Genomic DNA, 25,538 nt, shown 5'->3' on the forward strand with positions numbered 1-25,538 from the left:
GTTGAGTAAACGCAAATTAGAGCACATCCATATGCTTCACACCATCTGAAACAATGAGTGAAAACCATATTGGCATACACTTAACCAATACTTAGCACAAATCTCCCGATTGATAACTATTCGGTCTCCGTTCTATTGTACATTCGTAAGGTTAAAAAATTTTTAGTTCATGTCGAAAATGGCAAAGTGATAACGTCCTTGAATATGAAACAATAAACAAGAAGGAAACTAACCATGAAATACATGCTTTTGCTTTACGCTGCTCCTGACCAAGAGCCAGAATTTGGCACTCCAGAATTCGACAAGATGATGGAAGACTTTGCCACTGCCTCAGAAACTTTCGAAAAGGATGGAGTACTTGTTGGCGGTGAGGGATTACAGACTATTGAAACAGCCACTTCACTTCGGATTAAGTCTGGTAAGGTGGAAACCATGGACGGCCCCTTTGCGGAAACACGTGAACACTTAGGGGGATACTATATCGTTGATGTGCCAGACTTGGATGCTGCACTACGGTGCGCAGAAATCATTCCTGTGGCTAAGTTTGGCACCATCGAAGTTCGCCCTTTGTTGGATTACAACGAAGCAAGTTAACGTATGAATAACGCCTCTTCAAAAGCCATCGCTGTCAGTCATATTATTAATGATGTCCTGATAAAAGAGAGGGGGCGTCTTTTGGCTGTGCTTATTTCACGCCTTGATGATTTTCAATTGGCAGAGGATGTCTTACAGGAAGCATCGATTGCTGCGTTGAAGCACTGGACTCGATCCGGCATGCCCCATAACCCTTCGGCGTGGCTGCTGAGAGTCGGTTTAAACAAGGGTATCGACCATTTCCGCATGGTAAAACGAGAGCAACGTAAAACGGAGGATCTTGTTGACATTTTTTCCGATGGTCAGGTGTATGACGTTCCCGAAACTATTCCAGATGAACGTCTACGCCTTATCTTTACCTGTTGTCATCCAGCCCTGGAAGAAAAATCGCGTATCGCTTTAACCTTGCGCACAGTTTGCAATTTAACGACCAAGGAAATTGCCGCCGCCTTTCTTGATAACGAACAAACGATGGGGCAGCGATTGTATCGCGCTAAGGCAAAGATTAAAGCCAAAGGAATTGGTTTCTCTATCCCAGATGCAGATAGATGGCATGACAGACTGGATACCGTATTAACAACCATCTATTTGATATTCACCACTGGCTATGTCATGGAAGCTGAATGTCGACGTTCGCTGTGCCAAGAAGGTATATTTTTGGCCAGACTACTTAACAAGCTGAAACCCAATGATCCTGAAATCGAAGGTGCTCTTGCATTAATGTTGTTGACCGATGCGAGAAGCACTGCACGAATAAATATTGATGGAGCAATAGTGCCTATCGAACAACAGAACACGACACTATGGCTTCAAAATAATATTGATGAAGCTCACCGCATCCTTAACAACGCCATAGAACGAAGACTACCAGGGCCGTTTCAGATAAAGGCTGCGATCGCAGATTGCCACATGATGAAACCCAACCCCGATTGGTATCAGATGTCTTTGCTTTATCAATCCCTATGGCAATTCGAGCCTACACCAGTTGTAGCTTTGAACTGGGCAGTGGTGATAGCAGAAACAGGTCATCCAGAATTTGCACTCAACAAGTTGGATGAGTTAAAAGAAGATCTTAAAGATTACCAACCTTGGTACGCAGCACGTGCGCATATTCTCAGGAAATTAGGACAAAAAGCACAGGCTAGCATTTTTTACAAACTAGCAATTGAAAAAGCCCCAAGTGTGGCGACACGTCAGTTTTTGGAACTGGGATTACGAGAAGTCACAAATTGATTTACTCTTTAGTAGTATAGCTTCGGAATCCACCAACCAATTTCTGAATAGATCGGCATAGGCATAAACCTAGAAATGCGCTTTTAGAGATAGAGAAGCCCGTGAATACCAAGACTAAACAAGCGAATCAATTGCTCCTCTGTCTGATAAAAGCTCAATGACTAGTTTGGGGCACGAAAAGAGTTAGCCTGATAAACTGACTCTTTTAAATGAAAACACAGGGTATTGTTGAAGAAGCTAGGGATGCTTTGTTCTGTTGCAGTCACTGATTACTTGGATTGATGCCGCGTCTTCTTCGCAAACTTTTGCATCGCCTCGGCGAACGTTGTTGTTTTGCCTTTCGCTTTAACTTGCACAACCCTATACCCCATTTTTTCCAACGCATGGCGCTCTGCTAACACAGCTTTATCATCTTGTTGGCTACCTTGTGCTGGCTGGTGGATATAGCACCCCTCAAGTTGGCCATCCTCAACCAGTTGGTGATGCCTCAATGCATCGATGTCAAAATTCATAGTCAATATTATCGTTCTGAGTGGAGAGTTTCTTTGGCAGGTTACATACGCTTTAAAGGCTTAACAACGGTATCTAAGCCTTCTATTTTTAGCGCTAGGCATAGCTTAAGGAGGTCACCAAGCTCCCCTTGAGGGAAGCCTTTCTTATCAAACCAAAGCAAATACTCTTCCGGCAAATCAATCAAGACACGCCCAGCGTATTTCCCAAATGGCATTTGCATCCTAGCGAGCTTCAATAAGTTATCTTTTTCTAACATCTTACCATTCTATGGTTGTTCCCAGCCCTTAAGGGTAACACCTAATCGATCAACCCAATAGTTAATCGCGTCTTTCGCGTCATCTAAGGAATCAATAATAGTAGAAAAGTCTTTGTTGCCAGCTTCGCGATCTATCGCGGCAAAAAGTGGTTTACCCGTTTGGGCATCACTCACCAATAGCTCTACACTTGCGCTGCCTACATTCGTATGCTCACCAGTCGTGACCTTTGAAATTGTAGAAATTGCGAGCCCTACAGGTAACACGCTGCTCGTTACTGCAAGCACAGGGTTAGGCGTTTCAATGTTACTTAAAGCAACACTAATACGTAGACTTTTTCCTGTTGGCGATTGGACTACATTTTTGTATGGACTAATTTTCTCTGTAAGCCTAGATACCATATATTCACTAAGCTCTTTGATCTCATCTTCGTCCAATGCATTTTCATCTGTGACAACAAATACTTGGTCTATCACCACAGAGTCATATCCACTTAACTTAGCTCGAAGGCGATCCGGGTCTTGAAGACCGATACGTGCCCATACCAAATCCACGCCTCCCGGAGGACCTGGCTTAAAGTCTTCATAAGTCGTGAACTTGGTCGCGCGCTTAATTGGTCCATTTGCGCATCCAGCAAAAATAAAGACCGATAAGAAAAGAATCAGTAATTTTTTCAACTTCATAAACAGTACTCTCAAACACAGGCAAACAGAATACTATATTATAAATTCAAATTAGTCGAACTCTATGTCTCCAAGCTCTGCCTATTTAATGAAATTATGCGTCGTGCACCGTATGAGCGTATTCCACGACAACCTGATTACCTTCGATGTAGGCATTTTGTATTTCACCATCCACGGTCATTCTGCTTTTCAGGTAAACCACTCTCGGGCCTGCTTCGCGGTGCTCTTTAAGCGATGGGAAGGTATGTTTGGGCTCTAGATGCAGATGACGACAAAAATGGCTGACAAAAGACATCGTCATCGGACGCTCACCACGAAGAACTTGTGAGAACGTCAACTGATTCATACCCAGTTTTTTGGCAAATTCCATTTGGGTTAAGCGCATTTTCGATTTCTGTGACATCCACGTTTGGTAAAGCGCTTCTCGGTCTTGTTCGGTGAATTCCATTGTTGTTCCCTGTATTGGTAGCATCAATAAATTGTCGGCACTTTTATCCAAGTGGATGTCAGGTCAGCGTTAACGGAGCTTAAAGGTTTGGTTGATATTGAAGAAAACAGGCATGAATTCGCGACGAATAAAAGCGGGAAAAACCATTCAAAAATCAAATATAAAATAGAAATAAAGCATTGATTATCAATATTTTATTCAGCTTATCATTGACAAATAATCAAGTTAATTCATGTCAGAAATTTCAAATCGAGATTGCCCTTCCACAAACGCAATCGGATCGTCGCTTTTAAACAAAACTATCACTACATTTCGCGTGCTCAACTGCACTTCTGGCAAACTATCTGAAAAGTTAGGACGCAAAGTCTCCGGTCTGTCGACTTACTCAAGTCTATGATAGCGGGACCGCCACCCAAGTCGGGTGCCATCATGCCAAGGTGTCATCTTTTTATTCAGCGAATGTATAAGGATAGATGATGAATCAACTCCCTCAAAAAACGCTCATTGCTTTAAGTCTAGTCACTGTCAGTGGAACGGCCATTGGCCACGGCTATGTTTCGGCATATGAAAACGGCGTAGCTGCAAGCCGCGCTGCACTATGTAAATTCCCAACCAGCGACACCAACGAAAAGAATGCGCAATGCGGTGCCATTCAGTATGAACCACAAAGTGTCGAAGGGCCTGACGGCTTCCCAGAAACTGGACCCCGTGATGGCAAAATTGCGAGCGCAGAAACCTCTCTCGCCGCCGCATTAGATGAACAAACCGCCAGCCGCTGGGTGAAACGCCCTATTCAATCCGGTCAACAATTCTTTGAGTGGACGTTTACCGCCAACCATGTAACAAAAGACTGGAAATACTACATCACCAAGGCAGATTGGAATCCAAATCAGCCGCTTGCTCGTCAATCATTTGATTTACAGCCTTTCTGTGTGGTCGATGGCAATATGGTGCAACCACCAAAACGTGTCAGCCATCTATGTGATGTCCCAACACGTGAGGGCTACCACGTAATTCTTGCGGTGTGGGATGTTGGTGATACGGCGGCCTCTTTTTACAACGTTATTGATGTGAAATTTGATGGGGATTTGCCTGTTGATCCTGATTGGCGCCAAGGTGGACAGATCAATCCAACCATGGATCTGAACGTCGGAGATACCGTTTTTACACGCGTATTTGACCAAAGTGGCGAAAACATCAGTTACCGAACGCAGATCGTCATTAATAGTGAAGAGCAAGGCAAAGCGAATCAGTGGTCTTTTGCCCTCGCAGACAAAATCAACCAAGAGCAAAATCTCATCCGCTCTGGTGAACGAAAAGAAGATGGGGCTTTTACCCCAGTGTATGGTTCGAACCCGATTTACCTAAAATGGGGCTCTTCACTTGAGCGTGTAGAGATCGGCTATGACATTGTAACGCCTGAACCAGAGCTCGATTTGAGTGTTGAAGGCTTGCAAGATGAGTACACTGTGACCGAAGACGCCACCGTACTTAACCTTGAACTCTTGGCGACAGGCGATCTCAACGCTGAACTGACGGTGTACAACCATCACAAGGAATCATTAGCTTCGTACTCGGGCAAGCTTGAAGACGGGGCGGCTCAGTCAGTAGAGCTAGCGCTATCGAAATCAGAGCCTGGCCATCACATGCTTGTTGTTGTGACCAAAGATGACAAAGGCACACTGGTAGAACAAGAGACTTTAGACTTCCATTTGGTAGAAGAGCAAACACCACCGCCATCAGGAGACTATGACTATGTTTTCCCTAACGGCATGGAAAGCTACACGGCGGGAACCAAAGTACTTGCGAATGATGGCAACATCTATCAATGCAAAGCGTTCCCGTACTCAGGATACTGCGTGCAGTGGTCGCCGTCAGCCAACCACTATGAACCGGGAATTGGTTCACATTGGGAGTCGGCTTGGGACAAACTGAATCCATAGTTTCACATTTTCGAAGCCAAACAGAAAAGCGAGTGTTTCCACTCGCTTTTTTATATTGGGTTCCTAAAACCAGCTTGAAATCGTTCGCTTAATCCAATCAACGAAACGTTTAAACAGGCTTCCTTGCTCAACATCTTCAAGAGCGACGAGATCAGCACGAGCAACCTCTTGCCCTTCGACGTTATAAATCACATAGCCGACTTTGTCTCCTTGTGAGATAGGGGCAGTAAGCTCACCGTTAGTTTCGATTTCTGCTGATAGCTTTGCCGCATCGGCTTTGTTAAGCGTCAAGTAGCTGTCCTGACTCACTCCCACGTTAAGTGAGTCTTTGTCTCCCATCCACACTTTCACTTCACTTAATGATTCCCCCGCCTTTGCAGGAGAAACGGTGTCGAAGAATCGGAACCCATAGCTAAGTAGCTGTTTACTTTCCGACTCTCGGCTTTTCGTACTGTTTGACCCCATAACAACGCTGATTAATCGCATATTACCGCTCGTTGCAGAGGTCGCTAAACTATAACCTGCGCCGCTAGTGTATCCGGTTTTCATTCCGTCAACGTTCAAACTGCGGTCCCGGAGCAAGCCGTTTCGGTTGTATTGGGTAATGCCGTTATAAGTAAAGGCACGCTCACTGTAGAGGGGGTAAATCGATGGTAAATCTCGGATGATTGCTTGGCTTAGCTTAGCGATGTCATGCGGGGTGGAATACAGTGCATCACTGTCGAGGCCATGAGGGTTTGAAAACGAAGTATTGGCAAGCCCTAGCTTGGTCGCCCAGCTATTCATCAGGCTGACAAAAGCCCCTTCGCTGCCAGCAACATGCTCTGCGATGGCGACACTTGCATCGTTCCCCGATTGAACAATCAACCCACGATACAAATCGAGCAACGAGACTTCAGTTCCGACTTCAATAAACATCTTTGACGAATCAGGAAAGTTTTTCGCCCAAGCGCGTTGGCTGATCGTGACTTGGTCTTCTAATGAAATATTGCCATTTCGAATTTCTTGCCCTGCAACATAAGCCGTCATCAACTTGGTGAGACTCGCAGGGTTAAGCTGAGCATCCGCATTTTTTTCAACCAGTACGGCGCCAGTGTGATAGTCCAATAAGATATAACCCTTCGCGCCGATCACTGGAGGATCAGGGATGATGGTGGGAGCAGCTACAACGCTAAAAGAAAACAAAGAGACGAGTGTGGAAGTGAAAAACGTTTTTCTCATAGTGACGCTCTATAGTCCAAATGAAATTAGGGAACGGTTTGAGTATAAACAACGTGGTCATGCACGCAGCAGCTTTGTAATCAATCGTTACCTTTAATCGCGATTTATCGAAATTATTGCGAAATCGAACCCAATTTGGGGCACAAAAAAGCCAGCGACCTGAGCGCTGGCTTTCAATTCTACTTACAACAAACTGATTAAGCGGCTTTTGCTTTCAAGCTCTTGTTCACTGCGCGGTCTTTCACTTTGAACCACAAGTAAGTCGCCACAATTGAGAAGAACAAGTACGACAGCGAGAACACAAACGGAGACGTTACTAGCCCTTGGCTAAAGCCCCATACCACACCACCAACCGTGATTGATATTTTGGCTAGGAAGCCACAGATCAGTAATACAAGTGCTAACTGAGGAAAACGGCTGCTTCTGAATGCGAACCAGTAGCACGCGCCAACAGCAAGAGTTGCAATGTATAGGCCTAATAGAAACGAATGAAGGTGTTCAGCAGATGCGACACCAGCAGTCACGGAAATGATAAACAGGATAAACAACTTCATACGACACCTCGCTTTTAAACTAGAAAAAGCTTCCTTTCATTTTTGCAAACTCATTTTGCGTATATTTTCGCCCATCTAAGAAAAAGATCAAGGGGCCAAATTGTATCTTTTTTGTACAATTAAAGCTCGACGCTCAAATGTAAGATCATTGTTAACGCTATATTTTGTAACAGTCTCGGCAGATTCTGACTTTGTGGCTTTTGAGAAGATTGTGACTTTGAGATGTTACAGTTAGATAACATTTGAAATATTTTAAAACTTTTGTTTTTTGTGACAAACAACCCTCTATAGTTGGAGGGAAAATCCGCCAGATGACAAGATGAAACCTAAGATTTCAAATTCACCCCTTCCTTTACTGATTGTTCTATTTATTTAGTGTGAGCTTAGCCACTGTTCGCGCGCCTTTGACTCGTTTAGCAAACAGAGCTCTGGTACCTTTGCGTCACATATTTTTACGTACTACATACCATGCCTTCAGAGTACAGAATCCGTAAAATCGTCGAGATAGGCGATACTCTCCACCGTTGTGGATGCGCGCCCTACAAACTGGAAAAATACACACAGTTTTACGCACGAAAACATGGTGTCGATGTGATGATTCAAGCAACCCCGACTACCGTCAACTATCAGTTCCCTGATGACAATAATGCCGTCATCATGAAGCGACATCAGCCTGCATCCATCAACTTAAGTTTGTTGGCGAACACCATCATTCGCATTAACCAACCGAGCCAAGAGCCGGTTCCAGAGCCGGTTGGTTATCCTAAATGGGTTATTGCACTCGCCAATATGGGGATCCCACCGGCCTATTTAATGTTGGTGGGCTCAACCATGGACGCGATATATCTTTCTGTGTTCTTGGGGTTTATGGTGTGGTCAGCACAACAAGTGTGCAAAGCTAGGCGCTCGATCGCCGTTGAGTTCATTGCTGCCTTATTGACGGGCATATTGGTTGCATTCTTCGCCAGTACCGGCGCTGAAATCCCTGTTTGGGCACTCTGCATCGCTGCGATCGTTCTGTTTGTTCCGGGACTTTCTATCGCCAACTCTTTGGAGTGTCTTGCATTCAATGACTTAGTGTCGGGGACCAGTTTGCTCGGTCAAAGTGCATTAACCTTGATAAAACTGTTTGTTGGCATTGTTATGGGGTTGAATATTGGCGAATCTATTTGGGGACAAGCAGAGCCGCTGAGTTACATCAATGAAGTGCCTACCGCATTGCATATTTTTGGCCTGTTCCTTATCTCAATTTCATTGGGCATTATCTTTAACGCCAGACCAAAGGACATTCTACTCGGCCTACCTGTTGCGATGTTGGGGATGTGGGGACCGTTTTACTTAGGCTTTGAAAGTGGTTGGGTCGTTGGCACTTGGGTGACCACGGTATTGATTACGCTTTATGGTACTTGGGTAGCTAAAAAACTCGATCTCACCGGATCGATATACATCGTTCAAGGTATCATCATTTTAGTACCGGGAAGCCGTGTATTGGTTAGTGCGAGCCAGTCGGTGTTTGAGCAATCCATTCTTCCGATCCCAAGTATTGGTCTCTCCGCTCTATTTATGTTTTCAGCCATCGTCGCGGGACAAATCACCGCGTACTCCATCTACTCTCCGAAAATAGAGCGTTAAAGGCGCTAAACTTTTACAGCCAAGCCTCGCAGTAATCGATCACAATGATCGTTATTGCGAGGCTAGCTAACACGGCAACGCTCTAAATTCACTCCTACTCCTCTACCAACTATCTCGGCCCCAACCTCGCAAGGTTGTTGGTAAACTGAACAAGTCATACCAAGAAAACTGTTACCAAATGTTAATTTTCGAGTGAAAATATCATTTAAACAGATGATAATAATTATAAATATCAATAAAAATTATAAATCATCAGTTGAAATTGCCAATTTAATAATGCCAAAGGTAACAGAATCACAATGGATAAGTCATTTGTCGCAAGACAGCCAATTTTAGATAGAGAGGAAAAATTAATTGGCTACGAACTCCTTTTCAGAGAGGGACTCAACAACGCATTTCCAGACATTGACCCAGTGCGAGCCACGTCAAAAGTGCTCTCAAATGTGTACTTCAAAAGTGATAGCTACGAACATGTCATTCAGGACAAGGTAGGTTACGTCAACTTCCCCTACCAAAGCCTAGTCACACTTGTGCCTGCTCTGCTTCCAAAGGAGAAAATCGTGATCGAAGTGCTCGAAGACTGCAAACCGACCGATGAACTGCTGGTGGCAATCAAACACTTGAAAAGCCTTGGCTATACCATCGCTTTGGATGATTTTGTCCCAACCCCTGAATGGAAGCGTTTCCTTCGTTTTATCGACATCATCAAGTTTGATATCAGTGTCATACCACTCAACAAAGCGGCAAATCTCATTAAAAAACTTGGCGAACGAATTTCCTTTGTCGCTGAACGAGTCGAAACTCGAGAGCAGTTTTTGCAGTGCAAAGAGTTGGGATTTCACTACTTTCAAGGCTACTACTTTGCCAAACCTGAAATCATTGAGCAGAAGGCGATCTCGGCTTCCCAGCTGTCAGTGATCAAACTGTGCCAAGAAGTGGCTAAGGAAGAAATCCAAATCAAGCGATTGGAAGCCTTATTCGCGACGGATGTGGCGCTGTCTTATAAGCTCTTTCGCTACGTCAATTCATCAAACCTCAGCGCTCCAATACGCTCATTCAGACAAGCCTTAGCCTATCTTGGTGAAAACAAAATCAGGTTGTTTGTCTCCCTCGTTGCCCTCTCGTCAGACAGTGAGTCAGGACCAAAGCCAATCTATCATATGGCTATCCAGAGAGCCTATTTCTGTTCTCTCATCGCAAAAGAGCTCAATTTGGCTCGTTCGGATGCTTATATCGTGGGATTGTTTTCCCTGTTAGATTCAATATTCAAAGTGAGTTACGACACGATTTTTCAATCCGTCAAAGTCAGCGATCTTGTTACCGAGGCGATTCTCGAACATAAAGGCGTACTCGGAACGGTTTTACGACTTGTTGAATCCTACGAAAAAGCGGATTGGGACTCAATTACCTCGCTAAACGAGGAACTCCAACTCTGCCCCCACGTCTCATCACGTTGCTTCACTAGCTCCTTAAAATGGGAACAACCTAGTGACAAAGCTAGCTTAGCGGCCTAACTATGTAAAAAGCCCTATTCGAAAGACGCTGTTAAGCAGCTTTTGAATAGGGCTCTTTGCCTCTGTGTTTCATTTTGCGGCTGAAACTGCCTTTGCCTTTTTTCGCTTTTTCCACTCTCACTTTAAACAATTCACTGGTAACAACCGCTTTCAAAGCGTTATCTTTGATCTCGCCGCGTCCCACTTCTAATTCGTGTTGCAACGAGCACTCTTTCCTCATCTTCTGAGGTTTATTTTTGGCCATATCTAGCTCCTTTGATTTTGGGTTTTTATTGGTCACTAAAGAGAATTTACTCAGCAACCAAAGCAGACAAATGTTACACCAATAATAATTAAAACTGTATAAATTTAAATCTTTTACCTAGCGCAAACTTTGAATGAAAAAGCCTGTGACAACTGAGATTTGCCCCGAAATCTTATTGACTTAGTTGCACTTCAGCCTACACTGGATTTCAGCTAGAAAACGGTTCTTGTTTACCCCGCCGTTTCGTTGGATTTATGACTGTCCGCCGTAACGTCGTGCTCAATAGCAATCTCCTTTTCCACGCTATCGGTGCCGTCATGGCTTTTGCAAGATTTATCAAGGATATACACTATGTCTAACACTGTAACTGGTACAGTTAAATGGTTTAACGAAACAAAGGGTTTTGGTTTTATTAAGCAAGAAAATGGTCCAGACGTTTTCGCTCACTTCTCAGCAATCACAGGTGACGGTTTCCGCACTCTTGCTGAAGGTCAAAAAGTTGAGTTCGTAATTACTCAAGGTCAAAAAGGCCCTCAAGCAGAAAACATCAAAGCGGTTTAATCACAACCACTTACAGCATACAATAGCCAGCACTATCGCTGGCTATTTTTTTAAGTATTACTATGGCACTCAAACCCACTATCTATAAATTCCGTCTTTCGCTCTCTGACACGAATAGAGATGTGTACGATTCAGCGCAACTGACGATCGCGCAACACCCATCTGAAACCATCCCGAGAATGATGGCTCGTGTCCTTGCCTTTTGTGCCAAGTACCAACCGGACTTGGTGTTTACCAAAGGCTTGTCCACCATCGAAGAACCAGACCTATGGGTAAAATCACTCGATGATCAGATTCAGTACTGGGTTGAAATTGGCGAACCTTCATTAGATCGAATCAAAAAAGCGACTCGATTGTCACCTCGTGTGGATGTGTTTAGCTTCAACAGCAAATCTGATGTCTGGTGGGAACAAACCAAAAACAAAGCGCATCAATACAACGCGAGCTTTTACCGCTTTAACTGGGATGCAATCGAAGCGTTATCAGAAGTTGTCGAGCGAGGCATGGATATCTCGGTGATGATTACCGGCGATAGTCTGTTTGTCGACGTCCCACAAGGCTCTTTTGAAGTACAGTTAGAGACCCTCTACAGCAATGAGTGAGCTTGATAAGTCACTGCGAGAGATTAACGCTGACGTCCTGTTAAAATCACCGCAGCAAGAGCGGCAGTGGCAACTGTTTTGTGAACAGCATGAGCGCTTATTTGTGCAAGTGAGTAAGAAAAAACCCGATGTTGATTTTACTCATCACCTGTTGGGTATTTTGACCAAAGCGCATATCGAGGCTCAAGCAACCATCGAAAATCACAAGCAGGCGATTCAAGCGATGCAGCAAAGCATGTCTAGCCATTTAGGGGATGAGGAAGCCAAAAAGTTTAACAACCAAAGCTTGCTGCAACTCGAGTTTGTCACCCATATGTGGTTATACCTGCAGGGTTACTTAAAGATGGACTTTAGTCTGGCCAATGATCATGCCGAGCAAACAGCGCTCACTATCACAGCAGTTACGCCGAGAGATAGCCACGACCTGCGCACAGAGTTTCTCGAAAGCTTTTATTTGGGCGATCAACACTCGCCACTCGTTCAAAAACGACATTGGTTCTGGTCGTTGATTACTAAGCTGTTTAGTCCAAAACCATAAATTAAGGCCTTCAATTGAAGGCCTTTTGCAATAAAATGCGCACCCCATTTACAGGTAAGTGTGTGGGCCAAACACCTCGTAATGAATGCGATCGCGTGATACGCCTAGTGATGCAAGCTGCTTAACAATGCTCTCCATAAACAGCACCGGACCACAAATATAAAAATCCGCCTCAGTCATAGGCAGTACTTCACTCACAAGGCAAAGATCCATTTGGCCTGAGAAATCCGCTTCTGCGTTTAGATACCACGCAAACTGCTTCCACCCTTGCTGCTCAATTAATTGTGCCGTTTCTTGCTTGAACGTGTGCTGCTCGGCCCCATTACACGCGTACAAGTAGCTCACGTCTTGCTTACCCGCATCCGCGAGACTATGAAGCATAGACTGCATTGGTGTCGCCCCAACACCCGCCGAAATTAACACTACAGGCAGGTTCTTTTCTTGATAGTAAAAGTCGCCCGCTGGTGCGTATAAGCGAACCACATCACCCACTTTCACAGCGTCATGCATGTGATTCGACACCAAGCCCTTGTGCTCACCCACTTCGCGCTTAACAGAGATACGATAGTCTTTGCCATTTGGTTTGTGCGATAACGAATACTGCCTGATCTCAACATGTTCTGAACCTGCAGGCTTCACCTCAATACCTAAGTATTGCCCGGGTTGATAATCCAGTACTGCGCCACCATCAACGGGAGCGAGGACAAAGCTGGTGACAAACTCAGACTCGCGGATTTTTTGCGTAACTTTGAATTCGCGCGCGTTCTCCCAACCTCCTTTGGCTTGGCTGCGCTGCTGATACAAGTCACCTTCACGATCAATGAAAATCTGCGCTAAAAACAAATAAGCCGCTGTCCAAGCTTCTTCCACTTCCGCCGTAAATGCATCTGGCGCAAGTTCACGTAAGGTCTCAATCAAATGGTGACCGACAATGTGGTAATGCTCAGCTTGAATATTGAAACTGGTATGTTTGTGAGCAATGCGCTCTACCGCAGATGTCAGAGCTGCAAGGTTCTCAATGTTCTTTGCATACGCTGCTACCGCCTCAAATAATGCGACACTTTGGCGTCCTGTTTTTTGGTGCGTCATATTGAAAATGTCTTTGAGCTCAGGATTATGCGCAAACATACGCTGATAAAAGTGGGCCGTAAGCGCTGGACCGGCACTTTCAAGTAATGGAATGGTGCTCTTTACAATGTCAATATGCTGGTTGTTAAGCATGAAGTTCTCCTCAATGGGGTTTTATTTATACGTTATGTTTACAACTTTACTACCCAGCCTAGAGCACAAATGGTGCCAACTTCTTGTTTACCGATGGCGCTATGGTTCATGGCAATAAAACAAGAGAATCTAGGTCAAAATGACCTTTTGATTTCATGTCCATTTGACTCTACAATGCATTAATCACTCACACTAAGTGAGTGCAAAACAACCTATTTAAAACAAGTACTTGGATCATTATGCAAGATATCTCTGTTTCCACGTTGATCGATATGACCATCAGCCTTGCTGTCGGTGACAATGACCACGATAGATTCAACAAATTACTCGATGCCATTCGTAAAGCGATTCAATGTGATTGCGTCGCGCTACTCTCACTACAAGGTGATACTCTCGTCCCTTTAGCCATTCAGGGACTGACTCGAGACACACTAGGGCGTCGATTTAAAGTAGACGAGCACCCAAGGTTTAAAAACATCTGTGAGTCCAAAAGTGCCATCCGTTTTGACGCCGACTGCGAACTTCCCGATCCTTTTGACAGCCTACTACTGGATTATGAAGGCGACCTGCCAATGCATGCCTGCATGGGACTGCCGCTGGTTTACGCGGAGACGCTCATTGGTATTCTCACCCTAGATAGCCTGACACCGAATGTATTTGACCAGATTCCTACTCGTAGTTTAGACGCTCTCTCTGCCCTTGCTGCATCAAGCCTTAAGGTCGCACTCACCGTTAGCCAATTAGAGCAGCAAGCGAAGCAGACTCAACAACGTTTTGAAGAACTCAATGAGGAGGCATGGGAGCGAGATGGCGGAGAGATCATTGGCGCCAGTGATTCGATGCAATTGCTCAAGTCGGATATTGAGGTGGTGGCTCCATCAAATTTCAACATACTGATTCACGGTGAAACCGGCGTAGGCAAAGAGTTGGTCGCCCGCAGCCTTCATCACTTGTCGCCACGAAAAAAACAGCCCTTGGTCTATGTAAACTGTGCTGCGATTCCAGAAAATTTGGTCGAAAGTGAGCTGTTTGGTCATGTAAAAGGGGCGTTTACTGGGGCCGATAAATCCCGTATGGGCAAATTTGCTCTGGCTAACGGCGGTACGCTCTTTTTGGATGAAATTGGTGAGCTCCCGCTTGCAGCGCAAAGCAAAATATTACGAGCACTGCAAAACAACGAGATTCAGCCTGTTGGTCAAGACAAGGTTGAAACCATCGACGTTCGGGTACTAGCCGCCACCAACCGTGACCTCAAAAAGGAAGTCGCTGACGGCCGTTTTCGCTCTGACCTCTACCATAGATTGAGCGTTTACCCGATACAGGTTCCGCCGCTTCGCGAGCGCGACGGGGATATTATTCTGCTAGCAGGGTACTTCTTAGAACAAGCAAGGCGAAAACTTGGCATCGTGCAAATCAAGTTAGGTAAAGAAGCTCGGTTGGCTTTGGCCAAATATAATTGGCCAGGAAACGTTCGAGAGCTAGAACACGTTATTAATCGTGCGGCGCTTAAAGCACGGGCAAGGGTGCGAAGTGGCCACCTTATCACGGTGACTCTTGAAGATATTGGCGATCTGCATTCCGTATCAGGGTTAACCGCCCAACCGTCCTCTGCTCCAGCCACATTGACTCATGATATTGACTGGTCGAAAGGGCTTCGTGAAACGACGGAATCCTATCAACGAACTATCATCATGGCCGCCCTCACCGAAGCCAATTTCAACTGGGCTCAAGCAGCGCGGGAACTTAAAACCGACCGAGCTAACCTGACTCGCTTAGCGAAACGCTTAGGCATAAATGTCACCAAAAAACACCAAATAGAACTCAACTAAGCCAGTATCCTCTTGATTACAACTTGGTTACAATAGGCCGCATAAGGATGGGACGGGCTACCTAACCCATCCACTATTAAGTCAACCTCCAGCTACACTAAAGGGAATAGTATGAAATTTATTCGTTGGTTTTTGGGCCGCGTTATTTTGTTGCTCAACTATGTTTTCTCCCCGAGAGGAGTCAAACGTTCACCAGATGCGCAAAACGAGGCCGATACCAAAGCGCAATCCATGGCCCTGTATCAATTTGAAGCGTGTCCATTTTGTGTGAAAGTACGCCGTGCAATGAAGCGTCAGTCAGTGAATATTGAGCTCAGAGATGCTAAAAATGATCCAACCCATCGCGCTGATCTTGAAGCGGGTGGCGGCCGTATTAAAGTGCCATGTCTTCGCATTGAAAAAGATGGCCAGGTCGAGTGGATGTACGAATCTTCAGACATCGTCACTTATCTGGAGAAAGAGTTCGCCTAATACCCATTTAAACATAAGGTACAGTCTATGCCCGCAATTCAACTTGATACTACCTCCATCAAAGCAATTGTATTCGACCTAGACAATACCTTAGTCAGTTCAAACATGGACTTTAAATGGTTAAGAGAGCAAATCGGCTGCCCTTTGGACAGTGATTTGCTCTCATTTGTCGACACGCTCAATTGCCCTGTTGAAACCGAGCAGGCTAACGCAATGATTCTCCAACACGAACTCGACGATGCTCAGCACTCAACGCCGATGCCGGGTTGCATGAAACTGCTCGACTTCATCAACGCCAATCAACTGCAAACCGCCATCATCACTCGCAACTGCGAGCAAGCAGCCAAACAAAAAGTTGCTCACAACCAGTTGGATATTTCGCGCATCATCAGTCGGGAACACTATCCGCCAAAACCCGCCCCTGACTCCTTACTCGCTCTTGCCAAAGAATGGTCACTCCGAGCGCACCAAATTCTCTATGTCGGCGATTATCTGTATGATTTACAAGCGGCTTATAACGCCAATATGCCCTCATGCTTGGTGACTCATGGACAAAGAGCGCAATTTGCAGACCACGCCTCGTTAGTGGTTGAGTACCTCGACGACATCATTGACGCCATCAGCCGAGGCAGTCGTTAGCACGAGGCTCTCTCCGTCAAACTCATACATGGATTGTCCACGAATTTTTGAAACTGTTTCTGTCATTTAGTAAAGGTTACAAATGGTTAAAACGGTATCTCTGTGCAACAATAACCTCATTCTATAAAACCGTGAGTCTTTGTTTGCTATGCCAACCAACAACGTCCTTGTTCTCTATGCTCATCCGTCACCGAGACGTTCAGAAGTGAATCAACCTTTGTTCCGCGCGGCAAAGGCGATCGAAGGTGTCACCGCGGTCGATCTCTATTACGAGTACCCAACCTACAACATCAATATAGACCTCGAACAACAGCGGTTGCGCGATCACGACATCATCATTTTCCAATTTCCGCTTTATTGGTATTCCACGCCGTCGATCTTGAAGGAGTGGCAAGATCTTGTGCTGGAGTACGGTTTCGCGTACGGCAGCGAAGGTAATGCCCTCCACGGCAAGAAGTTTTTCTGTGCTCTCACCGCTGGCGGTAAAGAAGACGCCTATCAAAGTGATGGCTATAACCATTTTACGATTCGAAAACTGCTCTACCCGCTTGAGCAAATGGCATCACTCACGGGGATGAGATACCTCGCGCCTTTCGCCCTGTTTGGCGCAAGAACAGCAAAAGAGGAAGGGCGAATTAAACAGCACGTTGAAGAGTGGAAAACGCTTCTTCAAGCGCTTGTGGATGGGCGCTTAAATTTCAAACAGGCAGCAAAAGCAGAAAAACTGACTCATTGTTTAGCAAGTATCAAAACTGAGGATAAGGCATGACAGGTTACTTTCTCCAAGCATTTATCTACCTTGTCGCGGCCGTTATTGCTGTCCCTATTGCAAAGCGACTCGGCCTTGGTTCGGTACTCGGCTATTTAATTGCCGGGGTAGTCATTGGCCCAATAATCGGTTTAGTTGGCGAAGAAACCACCACCATTCAACACTTTGCCGAATTTGGCGTTGTCATGATGCTATTTCTGGTCGGTTTAGAGCTAGAACCGAAAATGCTCTGGTCAATGCGAAATCGACTTCTGGGCCTTGGCGGTCTGCAAGTTGTCGGTACTGCGGCTCTGATCATGGCGATAGCTCACTACTTTAATCAACCGTGGACAATTGCCTTAGCCATCGGCCTTATTTTTGCGCTTTCATCAACTGCGATCGTACTGCAAACCTTTAACGAAAAAGGACTTAGTAAGACAGAAGGCGGCCAAAATGCCTTTTCGGTTTTGCTATTTCAAGACATCGCTGTTATCCCAATGCTGGCGTTTATCCCTTTGCTTGCTTTGCCCGAATTGGTCGAGAAAGCACAGTCTGGCGCTGCAGCGGCGGCGGCACACCATGAGGAGCTGAGCCTAGTCGCCGGATTACCTGGCTGGGCCTACGCGATCGTGATTGTGGTCTCGATAGCTGGCTTAGTGGTTGGTGGGCACTACTTGAGCCGCCCACTGTTCCGATTTGTCGCCAGTTCTGGCCTACGTGAGATCTTCACTGCCACGGCGTTGATGTTGGTCGTTGGCATTGCCGCGTTGATGAGTTTGGTTGGGCTATCTCCTGCATTAGGCGCGTTTTTGGCTGGTGTCGTATTGGCAAACAGTGAGTTTCGCCATGAACTGGAGTCAAACATCGACCCATTTAAAGGCTTATTGCTCGGTCTATTTTTTATCACCGTCGGGGCGGGGATCAACTTTGCCATCCTATTCAACCAGTTCTTTGTTATCGTTGGTCTAACACTTGGGGTCATGCTGCTCAAAGCGCTGATTCTTTTCGTATTAGCCTTTGCTTTTCGTATCAAGAGCAGCAATCGATGGTTGTTTACACTGAGCCTTGCCCAGGCTGGTGAATTTGGTTTCGTATTGCTGAGCTTCACAGTGCAAAATCACGTTATTCCTGTTGAGCTTGCGCAAACACTCTCTCTTGTCGTCGCCCTATCGATGTTTTTAACACCAGGCTTATTCATCTTCTTTGATAAAGTCATTCTTCCTCGCTACCAGCATCAGTCCAATGATCAGGTCGCTGATACGATAGAAGAACATGGCAGCGTGATCATTGCAGGAATTGGTCGCTTCGGTCAGATTGTGAATCGACTGCTTGTGTCTAATGGAATAAAAACCGTGGTTCTTGACCATCAGGCTGACCAGATTGATGTCGTTCGCCAAATCAACACTGAAGCCTATTTCGGCGACGCCACCCGACCGGATATGCTTCACACGGCGGGGATTGAAGAAGCAGAGATGTTGGTCATCGCTATCGATAATCGCGAAAGCAGCGTTGAACTCACTAAATACGTCAAACACACCTACCCGCATGTCAAAGTCCTTGCACGTGCCTTTGACCGCGGTCATGGCTACCTTCTTCGCCAAGCGGGGGCTGATGTGATCGAACTAGAAACTTACCACTCAGCATTAGAACTGGGCGCGCATGCGATGCGTGGCCTCGGGCACCACCCGTTTTTTGTTGAGCAGCAAAAAGCAGCTTATCAGCGGGTCGAAAATCGCAAGTCAGACAGTTTGTATCAAGCTTGGGAAGAAGATTCGAGCGGAGAGCGGTTTGACAATAATTACCGTAAACTGTTTATGCACCTTGAAGAGCAGATCAAACTTGAAATGACGCGAGATCGATCCGACAAACATGCAGCAGACGAACGAGGCTGGACACCACCGCCAAAAGGGTACGCAGACGATCTTGACGACTAACCCACAAGAACAGTTTTCCAAGTGCCGAGGTCATGCCTCGGCTTTGCTTTCTAAAGAACCGCCTTCACTAAAATAGAGAGATTATGGCTTCAAACACGCTCAATACATCGCCTTCTTTGGCACGACAACTTTTTAATATGACTTGGCCAATGCTATTTGGCGTCTTATCGCTTATGAGCTTCCAACTGATTGACAGTGCTTTTATTGGTCAATTGGGCGTTCTACCGCTGGCTGCACAAGGTTTTACGCTGCCAATCCAGATGATCATTATTGGCATACAAGTCGGTTTAGGTATCGCAACAACAGCAGTCATTTCCAGAGCACTGGGCGCAAAACAAGAACGTTATGCGCAGCAGCTAGGAGGCCTGATCATTGTGATGGGCAGTGTCGGCGTCGCCCTCATCTCGCTGTTCATTTATCTGCTGCGTGGCCCTATCTTGGCGCTACTTAGCGCGCCTGAATCGGTACTCCCAATCATTGATAGCTACTGGATAGTTTGGCTTGTTAGTGCGTGGACAGGCGCCCTTTTATACTTCTTTTACAGTATATGTCGTGCAAATGGTAACACCATGCTACCAGGCACCATGATGATGGTGACGAGTTTACTCAACCTCGCATTGGACCCGATTTTCATTTTTACCTTTGATCTGGGTATCAATGGCGCTGCGATTGCAACTATCTTGGCATTTGGTATCGGGATTCTTGTCGTTGCACCCAAAGTTAGCCGAAAAAAATGGCTTTGTTACCAATGGGCTGACCTTGATGTCAGCCAAAGTGTTCGTTCGATTGCCAACATCATGGGTCCTGCCATGATTAGCCAACTGCTGCCTCCTTTATCTTCAATGTTAGCCACAAAACTGCTTGCCAGTTTTGGCACGGCGGCTGTCGCTGCTTGGGCGCTCGGATCTCGATATGAGTTTTTCGCCATCGTATCCGTGTTGGCTCTAACCATGTCGATGCCTCCAATGATAGGACGACTGCTTGGCGCCAATAAGTTAGATGACATTCGCCAATTGGTGAGCATCGCCTGTCGTTATGTCCTAGGATTTCAGCTGCTTATTGCCTTGATTACTTGGCTAGGCGCTGAGCCACTTTCAACGCTGATGACCAGCGAAACCAACGTGAGCGATATTCTCCATTATCACCTGCTAATCGTCCCATTCAGCTTGGGCGCCTTAGGTATCTGTATGCTGATGGTGTCTGTCGCAAACGCACTTGGAAAATCCTACACTGCGTTGACAATTTCAGCGCTGCGGTTGTTTGCGTTCTTCTTGCCATGTCTTTGGGTTGGTGCTCAATTAGCGGGGATTGAAGGACTATTTTGGGGCTCATTAGTGGGCAATTTCCTTGCAGGTGGCTGCGCATGGTGGATGTATCAAAGAGCCTTGGTTCAATTGGAACAGCAGTCGGCGGATAAAGAGGTTGCATAGCACTTACTATCACGTTAGGCTAAAAAATCATCAAACAGGATTATGATTATGCACTGCACATTTACCTACCTTTGGCTCCTTCTGCTTAATGCCCGTAGCTGGTAGGTAATTGTGTGCCTGGCTACGAGAGAACGTAGCCAGTCGCCCACTCTCTCGTCGCCTTATCTTCACTTTCAAGGATACGAGACTATGACCGAAGACTCTCAACCCATACCCTCAACCGTAGCATCTACAACGCAGATCGGCATCTTGCTTGCTCTGGCAGGGTGTATTCTCTTTTCACTGAAACCCGTTTTAATAAAAATTGCCTATCAAGCCGGCGGCGATGCAACCTCGATAATGGCGCTGCGTGCGTTTAGCTCTCTGCCTCTCTATATCGCGATGTTTTTTTACCTTTGTCGTCGCGCAGACAATCGAAACAAAGTCAGGGACCATGGGCTAAAAGCGGTGGTTATTGGAATCCTAGGTTACTACTGTGCCAGCTATCTTGATATTGCATCACTGGCTTTTATCTCGGCTCAACTTGAGCGTCTGCTGATATTTTTGTTCCCAACATTTGTGGTTCTGATTAGCTGGGCGCTCTACAAGCAAGTCCCGACCAAGCAGGTCATGCTATCGGCGCTGATTGGTTACTTAGGCATCGCCTTTATTTTTATCCATGACTTTCAGCTACTTGGCAAATCCATTGTTAAAGGCAGCCTGTTGGCTATGGCCTCCGCACTGGTGTTTGCGTTCTATTTGGTTTGGAGTAAACCACTCATCTCCCATCTTGGTAGCGCGCTATTTACCAGCATAGGAATGGGCAGTGCTGGGTGCGCCATCTTACTTCATCTGCTCAGCAGTGGTGCACACATAACACAATGGAGCCAAGAGCTGATTGTTATTGGTGTGCTACTCGGTATTTTTTGTACCGTTCTGCCTTCTTATCTGATTGCCGCAGCGATGGCGCGGCTCTCCCCTACACAACTGAGTTTAACGAGCAATATAGGTCCAGCAATTACTGCCATCGCCGCCGTGTTTCTCCTTGGCGAGACATTTACGCTCTGGCACGCGATTGGAATGACGCTAGTCGTTTTCTCTGTGGTTACGATGAATCGGCGTAAACCCCAGTAAAACAAGGGATTAACCCTCGATAAATTTGAACATCAACAACGAGATAGAGTGGTGACGCAAGAGGGATAAACACGTATGATTCAGCAACCCTTTTTCATCTTTACAAGATTATGAATTCTAGAGCCCACCACCCTATTCAAGGCGCAAGCTGGATGCTGACAGCCGGTCTTGCTTTCGCCATCGTCAATAGCCTTGCGCAAGTCGCCAGCATCAACTTTGGCCTCTCGTCCACAACGGTGGCACTAATACAATATGCCATCGCTTTAGTGGTCATTCTTCCTTATCTAAAAACGCTTGGCATTAGACAATCGCTGAAAACACAACACCTTGGTCTGCATGTGTTTCGTGTGTTTCTCTCTGTTATTGGTATTCAGCTTTGGCTTTGGGCGTTAGCTTATCCAGTACCGATTTGGCAAGGCATTGCACTACTCATGACATCGCCTCTGTTTGCGACGGTCGGCTCTGGGCTAATCTTAAAAGAAAAAGTGGGACTCGCTCGCTGGTTTGCCACCCTCACCGGATTTGTTGGCGCGATGATCATTCTAGAGCCATGGGCAGATAACTTTAACTGGGCATCCTTGCTGCCCGTTGGCGCCGCCTTCTTCTGGGCATGTTATTCATTGATGGTGAAGAAGCTTTCGTCAGATGACTCTCCTTCGACCATGGTGGTATACCTACTGGTTCTGATCACGCCCTTTAATATCTTGTTGGCACTACCCGACTGGCAAATGCCGACGGGTGGAACGATCTGGTTGGTGCTTCTTGCCGCTGGCGCCATGACGGCCTTAGCGCAATGGGCTATTGTTAAAGCATATTCCGTTGCTGACGCCTCTTTTGTGCAGCCTTTTGACCACGCAAAACTGCCTCTGAACGTACTTGCTGGATGGATGGTGTTTGGCTGGGTACCACCAGGAAGGCTGTGGCTGGGAGCTGCAATCATTATCGCGTCAGTGGCATTCATCACCCAGTGGGAATCAAAAAAATCGCGCCAAGCTGAAATTAAATCCGCCTAGTACCTTTCTATTAGGTAAAGGTTTACGGGAGAGAGCTCAATGACAAAGCCAATTAAAATTACACTGTATCGCTGGGGAGGCAGTTGGGGTCCATTCAGTGTCAAGATTCCTTGCGGTGAATGTACTCTAACAAAAGACATCCTCAAAGATACGTTTGAAAACGAACTTGCTGACGTGCCAATAGAGCTCGAAGCAAAAGATTGGCTCTCTCATTGGTGGGAACCATTGAAAGTTGGTGCTTGGCATGCCCCAATCCTGATGGTTGAAGGTAAAGTCATCAGCCAAGGTGAAGCACTAAACCGCGGTGTATTAGTGCAATCTGTGATCAAAGAATGGACAACGCGCGATACCCTGAAAGGTAACATTGTCTATGGCAAAGCGACCTGCCCTTACTGTGTCAAAGCGAAGAAAATGCTCGACGATGCTGGCATTGAGTACCAATATCACGATGTCGTGAAAGAGAGCGCCGCTTTGTACCGAATGATTCCAGAGGTCAAAGCCATTATCGGTGAGAAAACCCCTGTGACTGTGCCACAAATCTGGATGGATGGTCACTATGTAGGAGGTTCAGATAACCTTGCCGCTTGGTTGGATGAAAAAGGCTTGAGCAATGTACCTGATAATGTGGTGACTCTGGACGAGAATCAAAGCTCAGTCGGATGACTCTCAACGTTACCCAGAAAAGCAAAAGCCGGAAATCAGCGATGATTTCCGGCTTTTTAAATTCCATTTCACTCTAAGCGTTTACTTGCTCATTTTCTTCATCATGCGTTTGATGAAAGAAGCTTTCTTCGCCTTAGGCTTTCCGTACAATGCTTCGTGCATTGCTTGCTTTGCGATCATTTGACCTAGATATGCATTGCCTAATTCGTGATTCATGTGTATCTCCTCGACAGTAAGGAGCGTGATTTTAATCACAATTAAAACAAAAACAAGATCTAAATCACATTATTTTGCGCGTTTTGGTTGGTGATACGTTTTGCCTGCCGCTTGGTAAGTCTCTTTGCGTTTCACTTCAAACATGGCATCAAAGAACCAAGCAACGAACACTATGACATTATCGCCTTCGTTCATCACATGCTCGATAAACTCTTGCTCTTCACCTTGCTCATTTTCTTGGATCGTAACATGGTAAATTCGCTTCTCGCCTTCCACTTCCGCCAAGGCAAACTGACCAACCAAAGATTGTGCCGCTTCTGCCACTTCAGGGTCGTCTGACGCTTTTAGTACTTCTAGCGCTTGGGGCAAATTCTCTTTTTCGCACAGGGCTTTCACCAACTGTTCAAACTCTTTGTGTTCCATGCTTTCTACCTATTGGGTGCATTTAATTTTGCTGCGCGCATTGTAACAGTCGTTTGTGCCCATTCAAGCAAACTCTTGCTTAATAATAGGTCGACGAAACGTCATGTAGGTCACGCTCGCCATAATGGTTGCGGCGATAATGTATCCCCACCCCAACGAAGTTTGGCCTTGAACCCAATGCTCAACAAGGTAGCCACCAAATAATCCTGCTAGACACATTTGAATAGAACCCGATAAAGCGGACACCGCTCCGGCTTGTTTTTTATGCGGCTCCAACAGCATGCTGATCGACAAAGGAAATGACATTCCCTGTGCAATCGTCAGCCAAGTAAACGCCCAAATCAGGTTAAACAGCGTGGTTTGAGTGACCAACAGCCAAACACCAGCCGACCCCATAATCGAAATGGATAAGACTAAAAGCTGCGCAGTAGATAGATAACGGTTGAGGACATTGAGAGTTAAGCTACCCAACATTAACCCCGCTGAAGGGATGATCATCACAGAGCCATACTCTGCCGCCGTTAATCCGATTTGATGTTGCAGCAAGAATGGCATCACCGAAAGCGACACAAGGCTGGTTAAGTAACTGATCCAGTTATAACTAGCACTCGAGATAACTTGTCGGTTGCCAAGCAAACGCCCATAGTTTTTTCCCACCTCGACCACGTTGAATCGATGCTTGCCGCTGTTGTTTGTCTCCGGCAGGACGAAATAACCCAAGGTAAAAATCGCCGCCAAGTAGATCAGCACAAACAAAAACACCGACTGCCACCCAAGATAAAAAGCCATCCAACCGCCAAACACCGGCGCAACAATAGGCATGATTGAAGCCGTCACCGAGATGTAAGAGAGCGCCTTAGTCAATTGCGGGCCGTCGTAACTATCTCTAAGCACACTCCGCCCAAGAACAGATGCGCTTCCCGCACCTAGACCTTGCAGTAAACGCCCGAGAATCAAGGTTGAAAGATCACTCGAAAATGCAACGCAAATCACCGTCCCCAGTAAATACACGCCCTGACCCAACAAAAACACCGGTCGTCGCCCGATAGCATCAGACAAGGGTCCATAAAACAGCTGGGAAGCGCCAAATCCGACCAAGAAAAGGGTCACTAACAGTTGAACATCGGCATGGCTGGCAGCCAAGTCTTGGCTAATTAGGGGTAAAGACGGCAGATAAATACTGACACCAACTTGACCCGTCGCAATGATCATCATTGCCAACAAAATAGGTGTTTTTCTCATTCTCCCCCCTTAGTTGCACCGATTTCATTTCAGTGTAAATTAGGTACTGGATAAAGATAATA

28 protein-coding genes and 1 riboswitch are annotated in these 25,538 nt (G+C 46.0%); of the genes, 17 read left to right on the plus strand and 11 right to left on the minus strand.

The annotated features are described in order from the left end of the window. Positions 1–234: 234 nt before the first annotated feature. Both RJ47_RS02315 and RJ47_RS02320 read left to right on the plus strand, forming a co-directional pair. Complete coding sequence (locus RJ47_RS02315) at positions 235–594, plus strand: YciI family protein (RefSeq protein ID WP_039481012.1); 360 nt, start codon at positions 235–237, stop codon at positions 592–594. A 3-nt stretch (positions 595–597) separates the two neighbouring features. Continuing rightward, positions 598–1,827 carry an RNA polymerase sigma factor gene (locus RJ47_RS02320; protein ID WP_039481015.1) on the plus strand — a complete coding sequence of 410 codons (1,230 nt, stop codon included), beginning with the start codon at positions 598–600 and terminating at the stop codon, positions 1,825–1,827. A gap of 269 nt (positions 1,828–2,096) precedes the next feature. Here the strand turns inward: RJ47_RS02320 and RJ47_RS02325 are convergent, their stop codons facing one another. From RJ47_RS02325 to RJ47_RS02340, 4 genes are all read right to left on the minus strand, one after another. Further along, complete coding sequence (locus RJ47_RS02325) at positions 2,097–2,339, minus strand: hypothetical protein (RefSeq protein WP_038136285.1); 243 nt, start codon at positions 2,337–2,339, stop codon at positions 2,097–2,099. 41 nt (positions 2,340–2,380) lie between these two features. Beyond that, positions 2,381–2,596, minus strand: a complete 216-nt coding sequence (locus RJ47_RS02330; RefSeq protein WP_039481019.1) for a DUF3820 family protein — start codon at positions 2,594–2,596, stop codon at positions 2,381–2,383. A gap of 9 nt (positions 2,597–2,605) precedes the next feature. Then, complete coding sequence (locus RJ47_RS02335) at positions 2,606–3,277, minus strand: DUF3313 domain-containing protein (protein ID WP_039481021.1); 672 nt, start codon at positions 3,275–3,277, stop codon at positions 2,606–2,608. A 94-nt stretch (positions 3,278–3,371) separates the two neighbouring features. Then, positions 3,372–3,725: a helix-turn-helix domain-containing protein gene (locus RJ47_RS02340; protein ID WP_005474660.1), complete on the minus strand. Its 354-nt coding sequence runs from the start codon at positions 3,723–3,725 to the stop codon at positions 3,372–3,374. Between the two features lie 324 nt (positions 3,726–4,049). Further along, a riboswitch (cyclic di-GMP riboswitch) is annotated at positions 4,050–4,138 on the plus strand. 63 nt (positions 4,139–4,201) lie between these two features. Between RJ47_RS02340 and gbpA the strand changes: the two genes are divergently transcribed. Further along, positions 4,202–5,668: an N-acetylglucosamine-binding protein GbpA gene (gbpA, locus tag RJ47_RS02345; RefSeq protein ID WP_039481024.1), complete on the plus strand. Its 1,467-nt coding sequence runs from the start codon at positions 4,202–4,204 to the stop codon at positions 5,666–5,668. Positions 5,669–5,731: 63 nt separating this feature from the next. On the opposite strand, the gene RJ47_RS02350 is transcribed toward gbpA, so the two are convergent. Both RJ47_RS02350 and RJ47_RS02355 read right to left on the minus strand, forming a co-directional pair. Further along, on the minus strand, positions 5,732–6,889 hold the full coding sequence (locus tag RJ47_RS02350; RefSeq protein WP_039481027.1) for a D-alanyl-D-alanine carboxypeptidase family protein: 1,158 nt from the start codon (positions 6,887–6,889) through the stop codon (positions 5,732–5,734). 197 nt (positions 6,890–7,086) lie between these two features. Continuing rightward, a complete protein-coding gene (locus RJ47_RS02355) occupies positions 7,087–7,443 on the minus strand; it encodes a hypothetical protein (protein ID WP_038136275.1) in 357 nt (118 codons plus the stop codon). Between the two features lie 468 nt (positions 7,444–7,911). Between RJ47_RS02355 and RJ47_RS02360 the strand changes: the two genes are divergently transcribed. Then, the gene (locus RJ47_RS02360) at positions 7,912–9,075 is read left to right on the plus strand and encodes a threonine/serine exporter family protein (protein WP_005470145.1); all 1,164 of its coding nucleotides are present in this window, start codon (positions 7,912–7,914) and stop codon (positions 9,073–9,075) included. Positions 9,076–9,374: 299 nt separating this feature from the next. Next, positions 9,375–10,589, plus strand: coding sequence for an EAL and HDOD domain-containing protein (locus RJ47_RS02365; protein WP_039481030.1), 1,215 nt, complete (start codon positions 9,375–9,377; stop codon positions 10,587–10,589). Between the two features lie 31 nt (positions 10,590–10,620). Here the strand turns inward: RJ47_RS02365 and RJ47_RS02370 are convergent, their stop codons facing one another. Continuing rightward, a complete protein-coding gene (locus RJ47_RS02370) occupies positions 10,621–10,833 on the minus strand; it encodes an alternative ribosome-rescue factor A (RefSeq protein ID WP_038136270.1) in 213 nt (70 codons plus the stop codon). A gap of 351 nt (positions 10,834–11,184) precedes the next feature. Here RJ47_RS02370 and RJ47_RS02375 point away from each other — a divergent pair, with 351 nt between their 5' ends. From RJ47_RS02375 to RJ47_RS02385, 3 genes are all read left to right on the plus strand, one after another. Then, positions 11,185–11,394: a cold-shock protein gene (locus RJ47_RS02375; protein ID WP_005470115.1), complete on the plus strand. Its 210-nt coding sequence runs from the start codon at positions 11,185–11,187 to the stop codon at positions 11,392–11,394. A 62-nt stretch (positions 11,395–11,456) separates the two neighbouring features. Then, on the plus strand, positions 11,457–11,996 hold the full coding sequence (locus tag RJ47_RS02380; RefSeq protein ID WP_005470198.1) for a YaeQ family protein: 540 nt from the start codon (positions 11,457–11,459) through the stop codon (positions 11,994–11,996). Continuing rightward, positions 11,989–12,534, plus strand: a complete 546-nt coding sequence (locus tag RJ47_RS02385; protein ID WP_039481033.1) for a hypothetical protein — start codon at positions 11,989–11,991, stop codon at positions 12,532–12,534. The genes RJ47_RS02380 and RJ47_RS02385 overlap by 8 nt, the downstream gene beginning before the upstream one ends. Before the next feature lie 48 nt (positions 12,535–12,582). Here the strand turns inward: RJ47_RS02385 and hmpA are convergent, their stop codons facing one another. Next, positions 12,583–13,755 carry an NO-inducible flavohemoprotein gene (hmpA, locus tag RJ47_RS02390; RefSeq protein WP_039481036.1) on the minus strand — a complete coding sequence of 391 codons (1,173 nt, stop codon included), beginning with the start codon at positions 13,753–13,755 and terminating at the stop codon, positions 12,583–12,585. A gap of 239 nt (positions 13,756–13,994) precedes the next feature. Between hmpA and norR the strand changes: the two genes are divergently transcribed. From norR to RJ47_RS02435, 9 genes are all read left to right on the plus strand, one after another. After that, positions 13,995–15,584 (plus strand): nitric oxide reductase transcriptional regulator NorR, encoded by a 1,590-nt coding sequence (gene norR / locus RJ47_RS02395; RefSeq protein WP_039481039.1) that lies wholly within the window; start codon positions 13,995–13,997, stop codon positions 15,582–15,584. A 111-nt stretch (positions 15,585–15,695) separates the two neighbouring features. Next, on the plus strand, positions 15,696–16,055 hold the full coding sequence (locus tag RJ47_RS02400; protein WP_039481042.1) for a glutaredoxin family protein: 360 nt from the start codon (positions 15,696–15,698) through the stop codon (positions 16,053–16,055). A 27-nt stretch (positions 16,056–16,082) separates the two neighbouring features. Beyond that, the gene (locus RJ47_RS02405; protein ID WP_039481047.1) at positions 16,083–16,694 is read left to right on the plus strand and encodes an HAD family hydrolase; all 612 of its coding nucleotides are present in this window, start codon (positions 16,083–16,085) and stop codon (positions 16,692–16,694) included. A 148-nt stretch (positions 16,695–16,842) separates the two neighbouring features. Beyond that, positions 16,843–17,463 (plus strand): NAD(P)H-dependent oxidoreductase, encoded by a 621-nt coding sequence (locus RJ47_RS02410; RefSeq protein ID WP_005470226.1) that lies wholly within the window; start codon positions 16,843–16,845, stop codon positions 17,461–17,463. Further along, positions 17,460–19,376 (plus strand): monovalent cation:proton antiporter-2 (CPA2) family protein, encoded by a 1,917-nt coding sequence (locus RJ47_RS02415; RefSeq protein WP_005469945.1) that lies wholly within the window; start codon positions 17,460–17,462, stop codon positions 19,374–19,376. The genes RJ47_RS02410 and RJ47_RS02415 overlap by 4 nt, the downstream gene beginning before the upstream one ends. A gap of 83 nt (positions 19,377–19,459) precedes the next feature. After that, positions 19,460–20,806: an MATE family efflux transporter gene (locus RJ47_RS02420; protein WP_038136258.1), complete on the plus strand. Its 1,347-nt coding sequence runs from the start codon at positions 19,460–19,462 to the stop codon at positions 20,804–20,806. Between the two features lie 189 nt (positions 20,807–20,995). Then, the gene (locus tag RJ47_RS02425) at positions 20,996–21,919 is read left to right on the plus strand and encodes a DMT family transporter (protein WP_039481052.1); all 924 of its coding nucleotides are present in this window, start codon (positions 20,996–20,998) and stop codon (positions 21,917–21,919) included. A gap of 110 nt (positions 21,920–22,029) precedes the next feature. Next, positions 22,030–22,932 (plus strand): DMT family transporter, encoded by a 903-nt coding sequence (locus RJ47_RS02430; protein ID WP_038136254.1) that lies wholly within the window; start codon positions 22,030–22,032, stop codon positions 22,930–22,932. A 39-nt stretch (positions 22,933–22,971) separates the two neighbouring features. Then, positions 22,972–23,595 (plus strand): glutaredoxin domain-containing protein, encoded by a 624-nt coding sequence (locus RJ47_RS02435; protein WP_039481055.1) that lies wholly within the window; start codon positions 22,972–22,974, stop codon positions 23,593–23,595. A gap of 81 nt (positions 23,596–23,676) precedes the next feature. Here RJ47_RS02435 and RJ47_RS21585 read toward each other — a convergent pair whose 3' ends face one another. The 3 genes from RJ47_RS21585 to RJ47_RS02445 form a co-directional block, all read right to left on the minus strand. Next, positions 23,677–23,811 (minus strand): hypothetical protein, encoded by a 135-nt coding sequence (locus RJ47_RS21585; RefSeq protein ID WP_005469995.1) that lies wholly within the window; start codon positions 23,809–23,811, stop codon positions 23,677–23,679. Positions 23,812–23,880: 69 nt separating this feature from the next. Beyond that, positions 23,881–24,234, minus strand: coding sequence for a hypothetical protein (locus tag RJ47_RS02440; RefSeq protein WP_005469919.1), 354 nt, complete (start codon positions 24,232–24,234; stop codon positions 23,881–23,883). A 63-nt stretch (positions 24,235–24,297) separates the two neighbouring features. Further along, complete coding sequence (locus RJ47_RS02445) at positions 24,298–25,476, minus strand: multidrug effflux MFS transporter (protein WP_038216808.1); 1,179 nt, start codon at positions 25,474–25,476, stop codon at positions 24,298–24,300. Positions 25,477–25,538 lie beyond the last annotated feature (62 nt).

The sequence above is a fragment of the Vibrio sinaloensis genome (assembly GCF_000808535.1).
In the GTDB taxonomy this organism is placed as follows: domain Bacteria; phylum Pseudomonadota; class Gammaproteobacteria; order Enterobacterales; family Vibrionaceae; genus Vibrio; species Vibrio sinaloensis_D.

Bases quoted from the DNA above. Each gene is read 5' to 3' on its own strand.
- RJ47_RS02320 (WP_039481015.1), top strand. From the start codon at position 598: ATGAATAACGCCTCTTCAAAAGCCATCGCTGTCAGTCATATTATTAAT.
- RJ47_RS02330 (WP_039481019.1), bottom strand. From the start codon at position 2,596: ATGTTAGAAAAAGATAACTTATTGAAGCTCGCTAGGATGCAAATGCCA.
- RJ47_RS02405 (WP_039481047.1), top strand. From the start codon at position 16,083: ATGCCCGCAATTCAACTTGATACTACCTCCATCAAAGCAATTGTATTC.
- RJ47_RS02445 (WP_038216808.1), bottom strand. From the start codon at position 25,476: ATGAGAAAAACACCTATTTTGTTGGCAATGATGATCATTGCGACGGGT.
- RJ47_RS02385 (WP_039481033.1), top strand. From the start codon at position 11,989: ATGAGTGAGCTTGATAAGTCACTGCGAGAGATTAACGCTGACGTCCTG.
- RJ47_RS02380 (WP_005470198.1), top strand. From the start codon at position 11,457: ATGGCACTCAAACCCACTATCTATAAATTCCGTCTTTCGCTCTCTGAC.
- RJ47_RS02355 (WP_038136275.1), bottom strand. From the start codon at position 7,443: ATGAAGTTGTTTATCCTGTTTATCATTTCCGTGACTGCTGGTGTCGCA.
- RJ47_RS02400 (WP_039481042.1), top strand. From the start codon at position 15,696: ATGAAATTTATTCGTTGGTTTTTGGGCCGCGTTATTTTGTTGCTCAAC.
- RJ47_RS02425 (WP_039481052.1), top strand. From the start codon at position 20,996: ATGACCGAAGACTCTCAACCCATACCCTCAACCGTAGCATCTACAACG.
- RJ47_RS02415 (WP_005469945.1), top strand. From the start codon at position 17,460: ATGACAGGTTACTTTCTCCAAGCATTTATCTACCTTGTCGCGGCCGTT.
- RJ47_RS02430 (WP_038136254.1), top strand. From the start codon at position 22,030: ATGAATTCTAGAGCCCACCACCCTATTCAAGGCGCAAGCTGGATGCTG.
- RJ47_RS02325 (WP_038136285.1), bottom strand. From the start codon at position 2,339: ATGAATTTTGACATCGATGCATTGAGGCATCACCAACTGGTTGAGGAT.
- RJ47_RS02375 (WP_005470115.1), top strand. From the start codon at position 11,185: ATGTCTAACACTGTAACTGGTACAGTTAAATGGTTTAACGAAACAAAG.
- RJ47_RS02435 (WP_039481055.1), top strand. From the start codon at position 22,972: ATGACAAAGCCAATTAAAATTACACTGTATCGCTGGGGAGGCAGTTGG.
- RJ47_RS02340 (WP_005474660.1), bottom strand. From the start codon at position 3,725: ATGGAATTCACCGAACAAGACCGAGAAGCGCTTTACCAAACGTGGATG.
- RJ47_RS02420 (WP_038136258.1), top strand. From the start codon at position 19,460: ATGGCTTCAAACACGCTCAATACATCGCCTTCTTTGGCACGACAACTT.
- RJ47_RS02315 (WP_039481012.1), top strand. From the start codon at position 235: ATGAAATACATGCTTTTGCTTTACGCTGCTCCTGACCAAGAGCCAGAA.
- RJ47_RS02410 (WP_005470226.1), top strand. From the start codon at position 16,843: ATGCCAACCAACAACGTCCTTGTTCTCTATGCTCATCCGTCACCGAGA.
- norR (WP_039481039.1), top strand. From the start codon at position 13,995: ATGCAAGATATCTCTGTTTCCACGTTGATCGATATGACCATCAGCCTT.
- RJ47_RS02335 (WP_039481021.1), bottom strand. From the start codon at position 3,277: ATGAAGTTGAAAAAATTACTGATTCTTTTCTTATCGGTCTTTATTTTT.
- hmpA (WP_039481036.1), bottom strand. From the start codon at position 13,755: ATGCTTAACAACCAGCATATTGACATTGTAAAGAGCACCATTCCATTA.
- RJ47_RS02350 (WP_039481027.1), bottom strand. From the start codon at position 6,889: ATGAGAAAAACGTTTTTCACTTCCACACTCGTCTCTTTGTTTTCTTTT.
- gbpA (WP_039481024.1), top strand. From the start codon at position 4,202: ATGAATCAACTCCCTCAAAAAACGCTCATTGCTTTAAGTCTAGTCACT.
- RJ47_RS02365 (WP_039481030.1), top strand. From the start codon at position 9,375: ATGGATAAGTCATTTGTCGCAAGACAGCCAATTTTAGATAGAGAGGAA.
- RJ47_RS02370 (WP_038136270.1), bottom strand. From the start codon at position 10,833: ATGGCCAAAAATAAACCTCAGAAGATGAGGAAAGAGTGCTCGTTGCAA.
- RJ47_RS21585 (WP_005469995.1), bottom strand. From the start codon at position 23,811: ATGAATCACGAATTAGGCAATGCATATCTAGGTCAAATGATCGCAAAG.
- RJ47_RS02440 (WP_005469919.1), bottom strand. From the start codon at position 24,234: ATGGAACACAAAGAGTTTGAACAGTTGGTGAAAGCCCTGTGCGAAAAA.
- RJ47_RS02360 (WP_005470145.1), top strand. From the start codon at position 7,912: ATGCCTTCAGAGTACAGAATCCGTAAAATCGTCGAGATAGGCGATACT.